General features: G+C 61.3%; 14 protein-coding genes. 7 read left to right on the forward strand and 7 right to left on the reverse strand.

All coding sequences use genetic code 11. The features are described from left to right. The first annotated feature begins 185 nt into the window (after positions 1–185). Together H0Z09_RS26865 and rlmF are read left to right on the forward strand one after the other, a co-directional pair. Positions 186–3,032 carry a valine--tRNA ligase gene (locus H0Z09_RS26865; RefSeq protein WP_186694847.1) on the forward strand — a complete coding sequence of 949 codons (2,847 nt, stop codon included), beginning with the start codon at positions 186–188 and terminating at the stop codon, positions 3,030–3,032. Between the two features lie 238 nt (positions 3,033–3,270). After that, positions 3,271–4,290: a 23S rRNA (adenine(1618)-N(6))-methyltransferase RlmF gene (gene rlmF, locus H0Z09_RS26870; RefSeq protein ID WP_186694849.1), complete on the forward strand. Its 1,020-nt coding sequence runs from the start codon at positions 3,271–3,273 to the stop codon at positions 4,288–4,290. Positions 4,291–4,365: 75 nt separating this feature from the next. Here the strand turns inward: rlmF and H0Z09_RS26875 are convergent, their stop codons facing one another. Next, positions 4,366–4,647, reverse strand: a complete 282-nt coding sequence (locus tag H0Z09_RS26875; protein WP_003188840.1) for an HU family DNA-binding protein — start codon at positions 4,645–4,647, stop codon at positions 4,366–4,368. A 396-nt stretch (positions 4,648–5,043) separates the two neighbouring features. Here H0Z09_RS26875 and yejK point away from each other — a divergent pair, with 396 nt between their 5' ends. Both yejK and H0Z09_RS26885 read left to right on the forward strand, forming a co-directional pair. Further along, positions 5,044–6,048, forward strand: a complete 1,005-nt coding sequence (gene yejK / locus H0Z09_RS26880) for a nucleoid-associated protein YejK (protein WP_186694852.1) — start codon at positions 5,044–5,046, stop codon at positions 6,046–6,048. Beyond that, positions 6,048–6,398, forward strand: a complete 351-nt coding sequence (locus tag H0Z09_RS26885) for a glutaredoxin family protein (RefSeq protein WP_186694854.1) — start codon at positions 6,048–6,050, stop codon at positions 6,396–6,398. The genes yejK and H0Z09_RS26885 overlap by 1 nt, the downstream gene beginning before the upstream one ends. Here H0Z09_RS26885 and H0Z09_RS26890 read toward each other — a convergent pair whose 3' ends face one another. The 5 genes from H0Z09_RS26890 to H0Z09_RS26910 are packed head-to-tail and all read right to left on the reverse strand — an operon-like array spanning position 6,399 to position 10,156. Then, positions 6,399–7,376, reverse strand: coding sequence for a FecR domain-containing protein (locus H0Z09_RS26890; RefSeq protein WP_186694856.1), 978 nt, complete (start codon positions 7,374–7,376; stop codon positions 6,399–6,401). Beyond that, on the reverse strand, positions 7,373–7,951 hold the full coding sequence (locus H0Z09_RS26895; RefSeq protein ID WP_076951315.1) for an RNA polymerase sigma factor: 579 nt from the start codon (positions 7,949–7,951) through the stop codon (positions 7,373–7,375). Before H0Z09_RS26895 ends, H0Z09_RS26890 begins: the two co-directional genes overlap by 4 nt. A 7-nt stretch (positions 7,952–7,958) precedes the next feature. Continuing rightward, on the reverse strand, positions 7,959–8,285 hold the full coding sequence (locus H0Z09_RS26900; protein ID WP_186694859.1) for a DUF3325 domain-containing protein: 327 nt from the start codon (positions 8,283–8,285) through the stop codon (positions 7,959–7,961). Continuing rightward, complete coding sequence (locus H0Z09_RS26905; protein WP_186694861.1) at positions 8,286–9,860, reverse strand: PepSY-associated TM helix domain-containing protein; 1,575 nt, start codon at positions 9,858–9,860, stop codon at positions 8,286–8,288. It abuts the gene before it with no gap. After that, positions 9,857–10,156 (reverse strand): DUF3649 domain-containing protein, encoded by a 300-nt coding sequence (locus tag H0Z09_RS26910; RefSeq protein ID WP_076951312.1) that lies wholly within the window; start codon positions 10,154–10,156, stop codon positions 9,857–9,859. Before H0Z09_RS26910 ends, H0Z09_RS26905 begins: the two co-directional genes overlap by 4 nt. A 411-nt stretch (positions 10,157–10,567) precedes the next feature. On the opposite strand from H0Z09_RS26910, the gene H0Z09_RS26915 reads away from it, so the two are divergent. The 3 genes from H0Z09_RS26915 (at position 10,568) to fecA (ending at position 14,421) form a co-directional block, all read left to right on the forward strand. After that, positions 10,568–11,056, forward strand: coding sequence for a sigma-70 family RNA polymerase sigma factor (locus H0Z09_RS26915; protein ID WP_186694863.1), 489 nt, complete (start codon positions 10,568–10,570; stop codon positions 11,054–11,056). Continuing rightward, positions 11,053–11,994, forward strand: coding sequence for a FecR domain-containing protein (locus H0Z09_RS26920; RefSeq protein WP_186694865.1), 942 nt, complete (start codon positions 11,053–11,055; stop codon positions 11,992–11,994). Before H0Z09_RS26915 ends, H0Z09_RS26920 begins: the two co-directional genes overlap by 4 nt. Positions 11,995–12,084: 90 nt before the next feature. Further along, positions 12,085–14,421, forward strand: coding sequence for a TonB-dependent Fe(3+) dicitrate receptor FecA (fecA, locus tag H0Z09_RS26925; RefSeq protein ID WP_186694867.1), 2,337 nt, complete (start codon positions 12,085–12,087; stop codon positions 14,419–14,421). 66 nt (positions 14,422–14,487) lie between these two features. Here fecA and H0Z09_RS26930 read toward each other — a convergent pair whose 3' ends face one another. Continuing rightward, on the reverse strand, positions 14,488–14,898 hold the full coding sequence (locus H0Z09_RS26930) for an HPF/RaiA family ribosome-associated protein (RefSeq protein ID WP_076951308.1): 411 nt from the start codon (positions 14,896–14,898) through the stop codon (positions 14,488–14,490). Positions 14,899–15,376: the final 478 nt, after the last annotated feature.

Genomic DNA, 15,376 nt, shown 5'->3' on the forward strand with positions numbered 1-15,376 from the left:
GGCTTGCTCGCGAAGGCGTAGTGTCAGTCGACACATGTTTGGCTGATGCGCCGCCTTCGCGAGCAAGCCCGCTCCCACATTTGTTCAGCGTACACTCCAAGCCTGTCTTCGCCTCGCCCTGCGCCCCATCCCCCGTTATACTTGCCGGCTTTCCTGAATAAATGCCAACTAGGGTCCCGCCGCGCATGGATAAGACCTACCAGCCGCACGCTATCGAAACTTCCTGGTACAACACCTGGGAATCCGAGAATTATTTCGCCCCGCAAGGCGCGGGCGATCCCTACACCATCATGATCCCACCGCCGAACGTCACCGGCAGCCTGCACATGGGCCATGGCTTCAACAATGCGATCATGGATGCGTTGATCCGTTTCCGCCGCATGCAGGGTCGAGACACCCTGTGGCAGCCTGGCACCGACCACGCCGGTATCGCCACGCAGATGCTGGTGGAGCGCCAACTCGAAGCCACCGGCCAGAACCGTCATGACCTGGGCCGCGAGAAATTCCTGGAAAAAATCTGGGAATGGAAAGACCAGTCCGGCGGCAATATCAGCCGTCAGATTCGGCGCCTGGGCTCGTCCGTCGATTGGAGCCGCGAGCGCTTCACCATGGACGACGGCCTGTCGGAAGCCGTGAAAGAAGCCTTCGTGCGCCTGCATGAAGACGGCCTGATCTACCGCGGCAAGCGCCTGGTCAACTGGGACACGAAGTTGCACACGGCGATTTCCGACCTCGAGGTGGAAAACCACGACGAGAAAGGCTTTCTGTGGAACCTGAAGTACCCGCTGGCCGACGGCGTCAAAACTGCTGAAGGCAATGACTACCTGATCGTCGCCACCACCCGTCCGGAAACCATGCTCGGCGACGCCGCCGTCGCGGTTAACCCGAACGACGAGCGCTACCAGGCGCTGATCGGCAAGTTCGTCGAGCTGCCGCTGGTTGGCCGCCGCATCCCGATCATCGCGGACGACTACTGCGACCCTGCGTTCGGCACCGGCTGCGTGAAAATCACCCCGGCCCACGACTTCAACGACTACGAAGTCGGCAAGCGTCATAACCTGCCCTTGCTGAACATCTTCGACAAAAACGCCGCCGTATTGCCGGCCTGCCAGGTGTTCAATCTGGACGGTACGCTGAACGACAGCGTCGACGGCAAGATCCCGTCTGAATACGCAGGCCTTGACCGTTTTGAAGCGCGCAAGCAAATCGTTGCCGCCTTCGACGCCGCCGGCTTGCTGGTCAGCGTTGATGACCACGGCCTGAAAGTGCCGAAGGGCGACCGTTCCGGCACCGTAATCGAACCGTGGTTGACCGACCAGTGGTACGTGTCCACCAAGCCTTTGGCTGAACCGGCGATTGCCGCCGTCGAAGATGGCCGCATCGCGTTCGTGCCCAAGCAGTACGAAAACATGTACTTCTCGTGGATGCGCGACATCCAGGATTGGTGCATCAGCCGTCAGCTGTGGTGGGGCCACCGCATCCCGGCCTGGTATGACGAGTCGGGCAAGGTGTATGTCGGCCGCGACGAAGCCGAAGTGCGCGCCAAGCACAATCTGGGCGCGGACGTTGCACTGCAACAGGACAACGACGTGCTGGACACCTGGTTCAGCTCGGGCCTGTGGACCTTCTCGACCCTGGGCTGGCCGCAGCAGACCGAATTCCTGAAGAAGTTTCACTCCACCGACGTGCTGGTCACCGGTTTCGACATCATTTTCTTCTGGGTTGCCCGGATGATCATGCTCACCATGCATTTGGTGAAGAACGAAGACGGCACGCCACAGGTACCGTTCAAGACCGTGTACGTGCACGGCCTGGTGCGTGATGGCCAGGGCCAGAAGATGTCCAAGTCCAAGGGCAACGTCCTGGACCCGCTGGACATCATCGACGGCATCGACCTGGAAACCTTGGTACAGAAGCGTACCTCGGGCCTGATGCAGCCGAAACTGGCGAAAAAGATCGAGAAGCAGACCCGCGACGAGTTCGCCGACGGTATCGCCAGCTACGGCACCGACGCCCTGCGCTTCACCTTCTGCTCGCTGGCGTCCACCGGTCGCGACATCAAGTTCGACATGGGCCGCGTCGAAGGCTATCGCAACTTCTGCAACAAGATCTGGAACGCCGCGCGCTACGTGCTGGACAAGGGCGAGGACTGCGGCCAGAACGGCGAAGCCTTCGAACTGAGCCTGGCCGACCGCTGGATCATCTCGCAGTTGCAGCGCACCGAAGCCGAAGTGACCCGCCAGCTCGACCAGTTCCGTTTCGACCTGGCCGCACAGGCTTTGTACGAGTTCATCTGGAACCAGTATTGCGACTGGTACCTGGAACTGTCCAAGCCGGTGCTGTGGGACGAAAACGCGCCGGTCGAACGCCAGCGCGGCACCCGTCGCACCCTGGTGCGCGTGCTCGAAGTGGCGCTGCGCCTGGCGCACCCGTTCATGCCGTTCATCACCGAAGAAATCTGGCAGCGCCTGGCGCCGCTGGCCGGTATCGAAGGCAAGACCATCATGCTGCAACCTTGGCCGGTGGCCAATGAAGCACGCATCGATGAGGCCGCCGAAAGCGATATCGAATGGCTCAAGACCCTGATGCTCGGCACGCGCAACATCCGCGCCGAGATGAACATCGGGCCGGGCAAGCCGTTGGCGGTATTCGTGAAGAACGCCAGTGCTGAAGACCAGCGCCGTCTCACTGAAAACGATGCGCTGCTCAAGAAGCTGGCGAAGCTGGAGTCGATCACCGTATTGGCTGCTGGCGCCGAAGCTCCGTTGTCCGCCACCGCACTGGTCGGCGACATGGAAGTGCTGGTGCCGATGGCCGGCCTGATCGACAAGGGCGCGGAACTGGCCCGTCTCGACAAGGAAATTGCGCGCCTGCAAGGCGAAGTGCAGCGGGTGGGCGGCAAACTGTCCAACGCGGCATTCGTCGACAAGGCTCCGGCTGAAGTCATCGACAAGGAACGCGCCAAACTGGCCGAGGCTGAACAGGCCCTGGGCAAGCTGGCGGAGCAACATGCGCGGATTTCCAGCCTGTAAGGTGTAAGCCGTGTAGAAAAAGAGACCTTCGGGTCTCTTTTTTTTCGCTGGATATTCCCGATTTCCTGCTGGCAACACGGTCAGTGTGGGAGCGGGCTTGCTCGCGAAAGCGGTGTATCAGATACAGAGTCAGTGACTGACCCAACGCTTTCGCGAGCAAGCCAGCTCCCACAGTTGAGTGAGTTGGGCTCAGAATGTGTGACAATGCCCCCCACTTTGAGCCCACACCAGAATCAACATGACCGCCCCCACTACGCCAAAACCTCCGCGCAAGAAGCCTAAGACCGCAGCCACGGCCAAACCCGTCGCACCGCGCAAAGAGGCCACCCTGCACCCGCGCAACCGCCACACAGGCCGTTACGACTTCCCGGCGCTGATCAAGACCACGCCGGAACTGGCGCAATTCGTGATCATCAACCCCTACGGCAAGGAAAGCATCGACTTCGCCAGCCCCGATGCGGTGCGGGTGTTCAACCGGGCGTTGCTCAAGTCGTTCTATGGCATCGAGCATTGGGACATCCCGGCCGATTACCTGTGCCCGCCGGTGCCAGGCCGTGCCGACTACGTGCACTTCCTCGCCGACCTGCTGGCCAGCACCAACGAAGGCAAGATCCCGCGTGGGTCGATCGTCAAGGTGCTGGACATCGGCATGGGCGCCAACTGCGTCTACCCGCTGATTGGCTACATGGAGTACCGCTGGAACTTCCTCGGCTCGGAGGTCGACCCCACCGCCGTGGCCGCCGCCAAGGCCATCGTGCAGTCCAACGACCTGAGCAAGGTCATCCAATTGCGCCTGCAAGCCAATCCCAAGCACATCCTGTTGGGCCTGATGGAGCCGGGTGAACGCTTTGACCTGACCATGTGCAACCCGCCGTTCCATGCGTCCATGGAAGAAGCCACCAAGGGCAGCGAGCGCAAATGGCGCGCCCTGGGCAAGGCTGACCCGAAACGCAAATTGCCAGTACTGAACTTCGGTGGCCAGTCGGCCGAGCTCTGGTGCCCAGGCGGTGAAGCGCGCTTTGTGACGCAGTTGATCGCCGAGAGCGCGCACTTTGCCCACAAGGTGCTGTGGTTCAGCACCCTGGTGTCAAAGGCATCGAACTTGCCGGTGATCGAGACCGCCCTGAAAAAAGCCGGTGTGCTGGAAAGCCATGTGGTGGAGATGTCCCAAGGCCAGAAGCAAAGCCGCTTTGTCGCCTGGACCTTCCAGACCAAGAACGAACAGCAGATCTGGCGTCAGCGCTGGGTTCGCGACTAACCCTTTATCACAGAACCGCAGGCAACAAAAAACCGTGCCCGGATCGCTCCGGAGCACGGTTTTTTTTGCTGCGTCTTACTTGTTAACAGCGTCGGTCAGGCCTTTGGCCACAACCAGCTTGATAACTTTCTTGGCAGCGATTTCGATGGCAGCGCCAGTCGAAGGGTTACGGCCAGTACGGGCAGGACGCTCGGTCACTTTCAGTTTGCCAACGCCTGGCAAAGTGATTTCGCCGCCGTTTTCCAGCTGATCAGCAACAACTTGGCTCAGTTGGTCCAGCAGAGCGCGCACGGTGGTTTTCGGTGCGTCTACTGCTTCAGCCAGGTCAGCGATCAGTTGGTCTTTAGTAATAGCCATTGTGGTGTTCCTTCCCTATCAAATTCATATGGATTGCAGAGTGCAGTGTCAGCCATCGAGCCCGACCGTCAAGGCCTGGCACCCCCGGCTATAACCACGGAGATCGGGGTAATAGATGCTTGAAACGGGGATTGGTTCGACCTGACAGATGCTGAATGCACGCTTATCGCCGAGACTTGGCGTAAGACGGGGCAAAACTAGCACAGAGACGGGGAAATATCCGCTTCTACCTACCCATTTGGTCAGCTTTATCGCTCTAAACCGTGAAAAAAAGGCATATCGCCCGTCGGACGGCGGCCAAAACCGCCTTCCAGGCGTGTCTTGGCCAATGGGTGCGGTACACTGGGCGACTTTTTGGGGAGGCCCACCACTCCCCTTCAACCAGCCGAGAAGCCTATGCCGATCCGTCATTGCATCGTCCACCTGATCGACAAAAAACCCGACGGCACACCTGCAGTTCTCCACGCCCGCGACTCCGAGCTTGCCGAGTCGGCCGCCATCGAGAACATGCTTGCCGACCTCAACGAGAGCTATAACGCCAAACAAGGCAAGGCCTGGGGTTTCTTCCATGCCGAGTCCGGCGCGCACCCGTTCAGCGGCTGGTTGAAGGAATACTTCGACGGCGGGCAGGATTTCACCACCTTCAGCCGCACGGCAGTGGAACACCTGCAGAAACTGATGGAAGAATCCAACCTCTCCGTCGGCGGCCACGTGCTATTTGCCCACTATCAGCAAGGCATGACCGATTACCTGGCCATTGCCCTGCTGCACCACAGCGAAGGCGTGGCGGTGACCGACGAGCTGGACGTGACCTCGTCGCGCCACCTGGACCTGGGCCAGTTGCACCTGGCGGCACGCATCAACGTCTCCGAGTGGCAGAACAACAAGCAGTCCAAGCAGTACATCTCATTCATCAAAGGCAAGAACGGCAAGAAAGTCTCGGAATACTTCCGCGACTTCATCGGCTGCCAGGAAGGCGTCGACGGCCCGGGCGAGACCCGCACCCTGCTCAAGGCCTTCAGTGACTTCGTCGAGAGCGAAGACCTGCCGGATGAATCCGCCCGCGAGAAAACCAAGACCCTGGTGGACTACGCCAGCAGCCAGGCCAAGCTCGGCGAGCCCATGGGCCTGGAAGAACTGTCGGGCTTGATCGATGAAGATCGGCCGAAGGCGTTCTACGACCATATCCGCAACAAGGATTACGGCCTGTCGCCGGAAATCCCGGCGGATAAACGCACGCTCAACCAGTTCCGCCGCTTCACCGGCCGCGCCGAGGGCTTGTCCATCAGCTTTGAAGCGCACCTGCTGGGAGACAAGATCGAGTACGACGAAGCGGCCGGCACCTTGATCATCAAAGGCCTGCCGACCCAACTGACCGACCAGCTCAAGCGCCGTAACTGATGCTTGGCGGGGTTTTCAAGAAAGTCCTGCTGGTGTTGCTGGTCGTGGTGGTGATCCAGAACTGGGGCAAGATCGAGCGGGTGTTCAACCCGTCGCAGGTGGTTTCGCAGCAGATCCGCGCTTCAGCGCGGGTGACGCTGTATGCCACCGAGTGGTGCGGCTACTGCAAGCATATCCGCCGCTTCCTGGACCAGAAGGGCCTCCCCTACCAAGTGTTCGATATCGAGAAGGATGCCCAGGCGCGCAAGGCGTATGAGGCGTTGGGCGGTGGCGGGATTCCATTCGTGTCGGTCAACGGCACTTTGATCCGCGACTACAGCCCCGAGAAGATCATGGCCGCGCTGGAGTAATCAGCGCAGCACAATCATCCGGCCCAGTAAGCTGTGCTGCTCGAACCCCAGCACAGCCTGCAAGGCATTGAGCACCGCCTGCGGGTCTTTGCTCGGGAAGCTGCCGCTGACGCGCCGAGCGCCCAACTCGCCGTTGAGCAACAGGATGCGACCCGGGTAGTAACGCTCGAGGTCCTTGAGCACGTCGGCCAGAGGCGCCTTGTAATAGTTGAGCCAACCGTCGCGCCAGGCCAAGCGGGCTTCGCTGTCCACCGCGTGCAGCGGGTCGGCGACACCGTCGGCATAGGCCACTTGCTGGCCAGCCGTAAGAATTTGCTGTTGACCCTGCCTGGATGGCGCCACGCCAACCCGCCCGGAGAGCACCGTTACCTGCGCGCCCGCCGGTTGCAGGCGCACTTCGAATTGCGTCCCCAGCACCCGCGCTTCACCGCTGCCGGCCTCCACGACGAAAGGCTCACCGGTGTGGGCCACGCTGAAGAATCCGGCGCCGCGGCGCAGCTGGATATGCCGCTCACCCTGGCTGAAGTTGACGGCAATGGCGCTGTCGGCATCGAGGGTGACCCGGGAGTTGTCGGCCAGTGTGACGGTCTTGACCTCCCCCGGCGCCGTCACGTAATCGGCGCCAAAGTCATCGACCCAACGTGACGGCTGCCAGCCGGCGCCGGTGGCGATCATCAGCATCAGGCAGGCCGCCATCGCCAGCGCGCCGGACCAACGCAGCGTCCGTGAGCGCTTCGATGTGTTCATCGCCTTGAGGTAGCCCTGCAGCGCCAGCGCCTCCTCGTCCGCCAGTGTTCGCGCTGGCACTTCGCTCAGCTCCCACAGCACCTGCGCCCGCGAATAAGCCTCGACATGCGCAGGGTCCGCCCGCAGCCAGTGGCTGAAGGTGGCTTGGTCGGCGCTGCTGGGTTGGTCGTGCAGCCGGCTCAGCCAGGCCAGCGCGGCGTGTTCCTGGTCAGGCGTGGGGGTGACGTTCACGGTGCATTCCCTGGCGTGCGTGGGGTCGATGGTTCGCGAAGGCTGGCTTTGCAGGCTTCGAGCGCGCGCATCATATGTTTTTCCACCGCGCTTTGGGACAGGCCCATGGCCTTGGCGATCTCTGCGTACTTGCGGCCATGGATACGGTTGAGCAGGAAGATCTGCCGCGTACGTTCCGGCAAGCTGCGCAACGCGGCCTCGACGTGGCGCAGATCATTGCCGGCTTCCAGCGCCGCCTGGGGTTCGCAGCCCTGATTGCCGTGCTGTTCGGGCAGCCAGCCTTCGCTGCTACGTACACGTGCGCCTTCGCTGCGCAGGTGGTCGATGGCGATATTGCCAGCGCAACGCAACAGGTAGGTGCTGAGTTCTTCGACCTGCACCAACGGTCGGCGCCAGAAGCGCAGGAACAAGTCCTGCACCAGGTCGGCCGCCGTGGCGCGGCAGCCCACGCGGCGATTCACCAGGGCTTCCATCTGCGAACGCTGGGACAGGAACACCTGCAGGAAATGCGCACGCCCACCTGCCGGCTCAGCGTGCTGGCTGTCCTGGGATTCGGGTGGGGTGCTGATCATCATCGGTGGCTCAGAGGGTAGCGAAGGCCGCAACGGGACTGGCCAGCAGGCCGACGCCCGCCAGGATCAATGCGAGCCTTGGCCGATACGGCAGCAGCAGCACCAGCAGCAATGCGCTGAGCATCAATACGGCGCACCACTGCACCAAGCCCTGGCCCCAACCGGCGACAGTGACTGCCGGCCAGATCGCCACGGTCAGCAGCAACCCTCCCAGCACACGCAAGCCCAGGCGCCGACGCGGCGACGGTTTGCTGTGCAGCAGTTCGCCATGGTGACGGTCGGTAGACAGGCACAGTGCCACGAAGCCGGCGTAACACATCAGCAATGCGAGGAGCATTCAGTTCACCCCCTGCTTGAGCGCCAACGGCCGCGCGCGCTCAGCCTTGGCGTGCGGCGCGGTGCGATGCTGCATCTTCCAGGCGGCCCAGGCGAGGAACACGCCGCTGGCCAGGCAGGTCAGGTCGAAGCCGGCCATGGCCCAGTCGCCGGTCGCCAGTGAAACGCCCAAGTGATGCGAGGTGGTCAGCGCATTGAGCAGCGGGATGGCGATAAACAGCAGCGCGCCGATGCTCAGTTGCTCGACCCACCCCTGGCGGCCGCGACGCAACATGGCGTGCAACAAGCTCAGGCCCCAGGCCATAAAAAAGCTTTGCACTTCCCAGCCAGAACGCTCGGCGAAGCTCACCGGCAATAAACGGTTGGCCCAGAAAAACGCCGCAATGGCGATCATCAGCCCGGACATGCTGGCGATATTCAGTACTTCCACCAGCCGCAACTCAAATGCCATCGACGCGGCTTTGACGTGCTTGAGCTGGCGTTTGCCGAGCCAGATCACCAGCCCGGTGCCGATCATCGCCGTGCCCGCCAGGCCGCAGATAAAGTACAACCAGCGCAACACCGGACCGGCGAAATGGCCCATATGCAACCCGTAGAAACTGCCGCCGATCACCGCAGGCAGCGACGGCTCGCCACTGACCCGCAGCAGCTCGCCCGTGTTGCCGTTGAAGGACACCGTAGTGCCGAAGTCGTGCACGACGCTGTCGGAACCGGCGCGGAACACATTGACCGAGGCGTTCACATCACTTGGGTTGTTCACCGCCAGCCGCCCAACGTGTCCGCCCGCCCAGTGCTCGCGCGCCTGTTCATACATTGGCACCAGCGGCTTCAACTGCCCAGGCTGTCCGAGCGCCGGCGCATTGTCGGTGGCCGGGAACACCTCGCTGAAGAAGGCGCGGGTGTCGTTGCCATACGAGGCCAGGATCGGCGCTGGCATCACCATGCTCATGAAAATCACCAGGCTGCTGTAGGTGATCATCAAGTGAAACGGCAACACCAGCACGCCCACCGCGTTATGCCCGTCGAGCCATGAACGCTGGCCTTTGCGGGGGCGGAAGGTGAAGAAGTCCTTGAAGATTTTCTTATGGGTGATGATCCCGCTGATCAACGCGACAAACATCACCATCGCGGCGATGGTCGACAGCCAGCGGCCCCAGGGATGCGGCATTTGCAACTGGAAGTGGAAACGGTAGAAAAATTCGCCGCCCATGCTTTCACGGGCCTCCACAGCCTGGCCGGTAACCGGGTCGAGGGTTTTGCGGACGAAATTGCCGCGTTTGCCGGGGTCGACCTTGTCTTGCCACATCACCGACAGGCCGGGGTTGCGGCTGTCCGGCAGAGTGATAAACCAGCGCGCGGCCGTGGGCGCCACCTGCTGCAAATAGGTTTGGGCGACGGTCAGGCTGCGCGCATCGTCCAGGGGATGGGCCTGCACTTCCGGCTGCATCCAGTGGCTGATTTCATCCTTGAAATACGCCAGGGTGCCCGTCAGGAAAATCGCGAACAGCAGCCAGCCGAAGATCAACCCGGCCCAGGTATGCAACCAGGCCATGGCCTGGCGAAAGCCCTCTTTCATGTGCGCGCCATCCAAAAACCCAGCCCCGCCAGCGTGGCAAATGCCGCGCTCGGCAGCATCACACCGAACCAGGCGCGCACGGCGCTGCGGCAGGCGAAACACCAGAGCACGGCCAACAGATAGAACACGAATGAACTCATCATGCCGGTGATCACGGCGTCGGCGCGGGAAGTGGGCATCCACAGCGCCAGGCAGATGCTGGCCAGCGAAGCCATCAGATAACCACCGATGACGGCAGCCAGCACGCGCGAGGTAACGGCGAGGCGATAGGAGACAGGCAAGGTTTTGCTTTTCATGCAGGAGGCGCCAGGTTCATCAGCCCACAATATTAATGATAAATATTCTCATAAGCAAAACAGAACGGATGAATCACCTGCAGTAGGTTATGCAATGCACAATTGCCATAGGTACCTACACACTTTCAAAGGCTAGTGAATTCTCCTGTGGCGAGCGGGCTTGTCCCGCGTTGGGCTGCGAAGCGGCCCCAGTAAAAGCAGAATGCGGTGTTTCAGACACTCCGTGGAGGCTGGTTTTGGGGCCGCTTCGCAGCCCAACGCGGGGCAAGCCCGCTCGCCACAAGGAGATTCGTAAACCCGCAGAGCGTGCGTAGATATACCCATGACAGGATTGCCGAAGCTCTTCACGCACCCTACAATGCGAACAATTCTTGTTCTCTAAAGCATGCCGATGCCAGCGGAGCGTTCCAGTTGAGCCCGTCCAACACCGTCGAAGTTTTGTACAACGACCACCACCACTGGCTCACCGGCTGGTTGCGACGCAAGCTCGGCTGCCCGGAGAGTGCCGCCGACCTGGCGCAGGACACCTTCATCCGCGTGCTCACCGCTCGGGAAACGCCGACGTTGATCGAGCCCCGCGCGTTCCTCACCACCGTCGCCAAGCGCGTGCTGTTCAACTTTTATCGCCGCCAGGACCTGGAGCGCGCCTACCTCGATGCATTGGCGCAAATGCCCGAACACGTGGCGCCGTCGGAAGAAGAACGCGCAATCATCCTGCAAACCCTGCTCGAGCTGGATCAACTGCTCGACGGCTTGCCGGTCCAGGTCAAGCGTGCCTTCCTGCTGGCTCAACTCGATGGCCTGACCTACGCGCAGATTGGCGCTGAATTGGGCATTTCCATCGCCACCGTCAAACGCCATCTGAACAAAGCGGCCATGCGCTGCTATTTCGCCCTATGAATTTTTCTACTCAAGTCGCCGAACAAGCCGTGCACTGGCTGATGGAAATGCAGCAAGGCGCCCTCAACCCGCGCCAGCAGGCGGCCTGGCAGCATTGGTTGAACGCCCACAGCGACCACCAGCGCGCCTGGGACCACATGCAGCGCGTCAACCAGCGCCTGCGCGGCATGCCCTCCCCGCTGGCGCACGCGGCACTGAACGCGCCGACGTCCACCAGCCGGCGCAAGGCCCTGAAACTGCTGTTGATCCTGGGTGCCGGCTCGGCCGCCGCCTGGAGCCTGCGCCAGCAACATCTACTGCCACCACTGAGCGCCGATTACCGCAGCCCGGTCGGCCAGCGACGCAAGGTGCAGCTGGCCGACGGCAGCCAGTTGCAGCTCAACACCGGCAGTGCGGTGGACGTGCATTTCGACGGCCAGCAGCGCCTGGTCCGCCTGCTTGAAGGTGAGATTCTGTTGACCGGCGCCGCCGGCAACGCACCGCTGCAGGTGCTGACCGGCCAGGGCCTGCTCACCAGCCAGGCGGCGCGCTTGAACGTGCGGCAGTTCAGCGATCACACGCAATTGGCGGTGTTAGGCGGGCGCGTCGACGTGATGCCCAACACCTACAGCGGCCTGCCGCTGACAGTCCTGGCCTCGCACCAGGTCAACGTCACGCGCAAAGGCTGGGACACCCCGCGTCCCACAGACACCAACAGCGGCGCCTGGGCCGACGGCATGCTGGTTGCCGCCCACATGCGCCTGGAAGATTTCCTCGGCGAACTCGGCCGCTACCGCCGCGGCCAGCTCAATTGTGATCCACAAGTGGCCGACCTGCTGATATCCGGCAGCTACCCGCTGGACGACAGCGAGCGCATTCTCGAGCTGCTGGAAGTGAGCTTGCCGGTCAAGGTGCGACGTTTTACCCGCTACTGGGTGACGGTCCAGGCACGCGCCTGAATTATTTTCAAAATTTGTGAGCCGTTTTCCACACCTCGCGTGACAGAGAAGGCAAGCCACCTTGACCTTTCCTTCTCAGGACCGCTCTTCATGCCCCAGCAACCGACGCTTCTCGCCCGCACCGTGCGCCAACTCCTGCTCGGCGCCAGCCTCAGTCTTACCGTGCTGCCCTCAGTGATGGCGGCCGACGCCAAACCGTATCACATCGCCCCGAGCTCACTTGAAGCCGCGCTGAATCAATTCGGGCGTGAAGCCGGCGTGTTGATTTCCTTCGGTTCCGAGATCACGGCGGGCATGCAGAGCCGTGGGTTGTCCGGCAATTACAGCGCGGCGGATGGCCTGCAGAAACTGCTGGAAGGCACCGGCCTGCAGGCCCGCGCCGAGGGTGACAATGCCTACAGCCTGCAACCGGCCACGGCACCGGCCAGTATCGAGTTGGGCACCTCCAGCGTGGTCGGCGATTGGCTCGGCGACGCGGCGCAAACCAATGTGTTCGAACATCCCGGTGCGCGCGATGTGATCCGCCGCGAAGAATTCGAGCGCCAGGGCGCCACCCAGGCCAAGGATGTGCTCAACCGCATCCCCGGCGTCAACGCCCCGGATAACAACGGCACCGGCAGCCATGACATGGCGCTGAACTTCGGCATTCGCGGCCTCAACCCGCGCCTGGCGTCGCGTTCCACGGTGCTGATGGACGGCATCCCGGTGCCTTTCGCACCGTATGGCCAGCCGCAGCTTTCATTCGCCCCCATCAGCATGGGCAACATGGACGCCGTCGACGTCGTACGTGGCGGCGGCGCCGTGCGCTACGGCCCGCAGAACGTCGGCGGCGTGGTCAACTTCGTGACCCGCGCCATTCCGGACGCGCCCACCGTCAAAGGCGGCCTGCAAACCGAGACCAGCCCTTCCTCCAGCCATGATGGCTTCAAGACCACCGGCAACCTGCTCGCGGGTGGCACCGCCGACAATGGCTTGGGCGGTGCGCTGTTGTACTCCGGCACCCGTGGCGGCGACTGGCGCGAAAACAGCGGCACGCGTATCGACGACCTGATCCTCAAGGGCAAATACCAACTCGACGACGCCAACAGCTTCAACGCCATGGCGCAGTATTACGAAGGCCAGGCCGATATGCCCGGCGGCTTGAATGTTGCGGACTACAAGGCCGACCCGTACCAGTCCACCCGCGCCTACGACAAATTCTGGGGCCGCCGCACGATGTTCAACGTCGGCTATCGCTATGAGCAGGACCGTCGCGAATTCACCGTCAACAGCTTCTTCACCAAGACGTTGCGCAGCGGGTATCTGGACCAGGGCACGTTCCTGTCGCTGTCCCCGCGTGAATATTGGGTGCGTGGCATCGAGACCCGCTTCGCCCAGGGCTTTGACCTGGGCCCGACCAGCCACGAAGTGGGCGTCGGCTACCGCTACATCAACGAGGCGGGCCACGAGCTGCGCTACCGCACGCCGATTGCCGCCAACCAGCAGATCCCCAGCACCGACAGCCGCAACGACCGCGACACCCGTGGCGGCACCGAAGCCAATGCATTCTTCATCGACGACCGGATAGATATCGGCAAGTGGACCATCACGCCGGGCATTCGCTACGAGATGATCGAGTCGCAACAGACCAACAACCTGACCAACGTCAAATACAAGGGCGACTACAACACCGCGTTGCCTGCGCTGAACGTGCTCTACCACCTCACCGACAGCTGGAACCTCTACGCCAACACCGAAGGCTCGTTCGGCAGCGTGCAGTACAGCCAGATGCCGAACCGCGTGACCAGCGGCGAAGTGAAACCGGAAAAGGCCCGCACCTGGGAACTGGGTACCCGCTACGACGACGGCACCCTGCGCGCGGAAATCGGCGCATTCCTGATCAACTTCGACAACCAGTACGAAAGCAACCAGACCAACGATTCGGTGATTGCCCGCGGCGAAACGCGCCACCAGGGGATCGAGACCAGCGTCAACTACGCACTCGATGGCTTAAGCCCCGCACTGGCCGGCTTTGATGTGTACGCCACTTACGCCTATGTCGACGCCACCATCCGCGAAGACGGCCCGAACAAAGGCAACCGCGTGCCCTTCTCGTCCAAGCACAAAGGTACTTTGGGCGTGGGGTATACCGAAGGCCGCTGGAAGCTCAACCTGGACAGCAGTTACCAGAGCAGCCAGTTCGCCGACAACGCCAACACCCAGAGGGAAACTGCCGACGGTGCCAACGGACGCATCCCTGGCTACATGCTGTTCAGCAGCCGCGCGGCGTATGACTTCGGCCCGCAGTTGTCGGATTTGAACGTGGCGGTCGGGGTGAAAAACATCTTCAACACCCAGTACTTCACCCGTTCGTTCGACGATAACAACAAGGGCAAATACGTGGGCGAGCCGCGCACGGTCTATGTGCAGACTTCCATCGCGTTCTAAAAACACCTGAAACGAAAACGGGCCTGCAAATGCAGGCCCGTTTTTTAGTCAAGCGTGAGAAAACGGTCAGCCGTTGAACACGGCACGTTCTTTTTCCAGAAACTCCTGCTCAAGCTCATCTTCGTTGACTTTGGTGGTTGGCTGGCTTTTCCCGGCAGCGCGGGGCTTGCCTTGCAGTTTGCCAAATAGATGCTCCAACGCGTGCTCCAGCTTGGTGGCCGCACCGTCGATCGCCTGTTCCAGGGTATCGGCCTTGTGCAGGACCGACAGTGCTTGATGGCCTTTTGGGCGCGCTTCCAGGCGGCAACTTAAATCGTGGGGACCGGGCTTGTCGCCGTTCTCATCCCGCAGGTAGACCTCAACTCGGGTCAGGTCTTCTTCGTAACGTTCGAGCGTGCTCTCAATGGTAGTACGTACCCACTCCTCCAGTCGGATGCTGCTTTCAATATGGTTATCGCTATTGACTTGGATTTGCATAGTTCTTCCCTTATTTCAGCTAGCTCGCGAGAGGTCACAACTGCTACACCGGGGTGGTGAAACCATGACCTCTTAACTACACAATTGAGCACCTGCTGAAACAATTCAACCCCTTTGCGAAGATAAATCCTACATTACAAATTAAGCCTGACGACAAGCGTAAACGCTGTTAGGGTGGGGAGTTAGTTACATCTTCTTATGTCCAAAATCCTCGTAATTCCCCCCTCTTATTGATGGCTGCCATTCGGTTTGCGCTGTCTGCGATCGTTTTCTGCGTACCGCCCTGAAATGGAACACCGACCTGAAGACAACATAGAACAAATGTGGGAGCGGGCTTGCTCGCGAATACGGTGTGTCAGCCAAGTATTTATTGACCGGCACACAGCATTCGCGAGCAAGCCCGCTTGTGTCTTGGGCAAGGATTAGACTGTGGGTGAGAGCGGTGAGTGGCAAGCTGAATGCCCGGAGTGCTTAAAGC

The sequence above is a fragment of the Pseudomonas sp. SWRI18 genome (assembly GCF_014268345.1).
Lineage (GTDB): Bacteria > Pseudomonadota > Gammaproteobacteria > Pseudomonadales > Pseudomonadaceae > Aquipseudomonas > Aquipseudomonas cedrina.

Excerpts from the sequence above, each read along its gene's own strand:
- H0Z09_RS26905 (WP_186694861.1), bottom strand. The coding sequence starts at position 9,860 with ATGAAAGAGGGCTTTCGCCAGGCCATGGCCTGGTTGCATACCTGGGCC.
- H0Z09_RS26885 (WP_186694854.1), top strand. The coding sequence starts at position 6,048 with ATGCTTGGCGGGGTTTTCAAGAAAGTCCTGCTGGTGTTGCTGGTCGTG.
- H0Z09_RS26930 (WP_076951308.1), bottom strand. The coding sequence starts at position 14,898 with ATGCAAATCCAAGTCAATAGCGATAACCATATTGAAAGCAGCATCCGA.
- H0Z09_RS26920 (WP_186694865.1), top strand. The coding sequence starts at position 11,053 with ATGAATTTTTCTACTCAAGTCGCCGAACAAGCCGTGCACTGGCTGATG.
- H0Z09_RS26900 (WP_186694859.1), bottom strand. The coding sequence starts at position 8,285 with ATGCTCCTCGCATTGCTGATGTGTTACGCCGGCTTCGTGGCACTGTGC.
- H0Z09_RS26910 (WP_076951312.1), bottom strand. The coding sequence starts at position 10,156 with ATGAAAAGCAAAACCTTGCCTGTCTCCTATCGCCTCGCCGTTACCTCG.
- H0Z09_RS26895 (WP_076951315.1), bottom strand. The coding sequence starts at position 7,951 with ATGATGATCAGCACCCCACCCGAATCCCAGGACAGCCAGCACGCTGAG.
- H0Z09_RS26875 (WP_003188840.1), bottom strand. The coding sequence starts at position 4,647 with ATGGCTATTACTAAAGACCAACTGATCGCTGACCTGGCTGAAGCAGTA.
- rlmF (WP_186694849.1), top strand. The coding sequence starts at position 3,271 with ATGACCGCCCCCACTACGCCAAAACCTCCGCGCAAGAAGCCTAAGACC.
- yejK (WP_186694852.1), top strand. The coding sequence starts at position 5,044 with ATGCCGATCCGTCATTGCATCGTCCACCTGATCGACAAAAAACCCGAC.
- fecA (WP_186694867.1), top strand. The coding sequence starts at position 12,085 with ATGCCCCAGCAACCGACGCTTCTCGCCCGCACCGTGCGCCAACTCCTG.
- H0Z09_RS26865 (WP_186694847.1), top strand. The coding sequence starts at position 186 with ATGGATAAGACCTACCAGCCGCACGCTATCGAAACTTCCTGGTACAAC.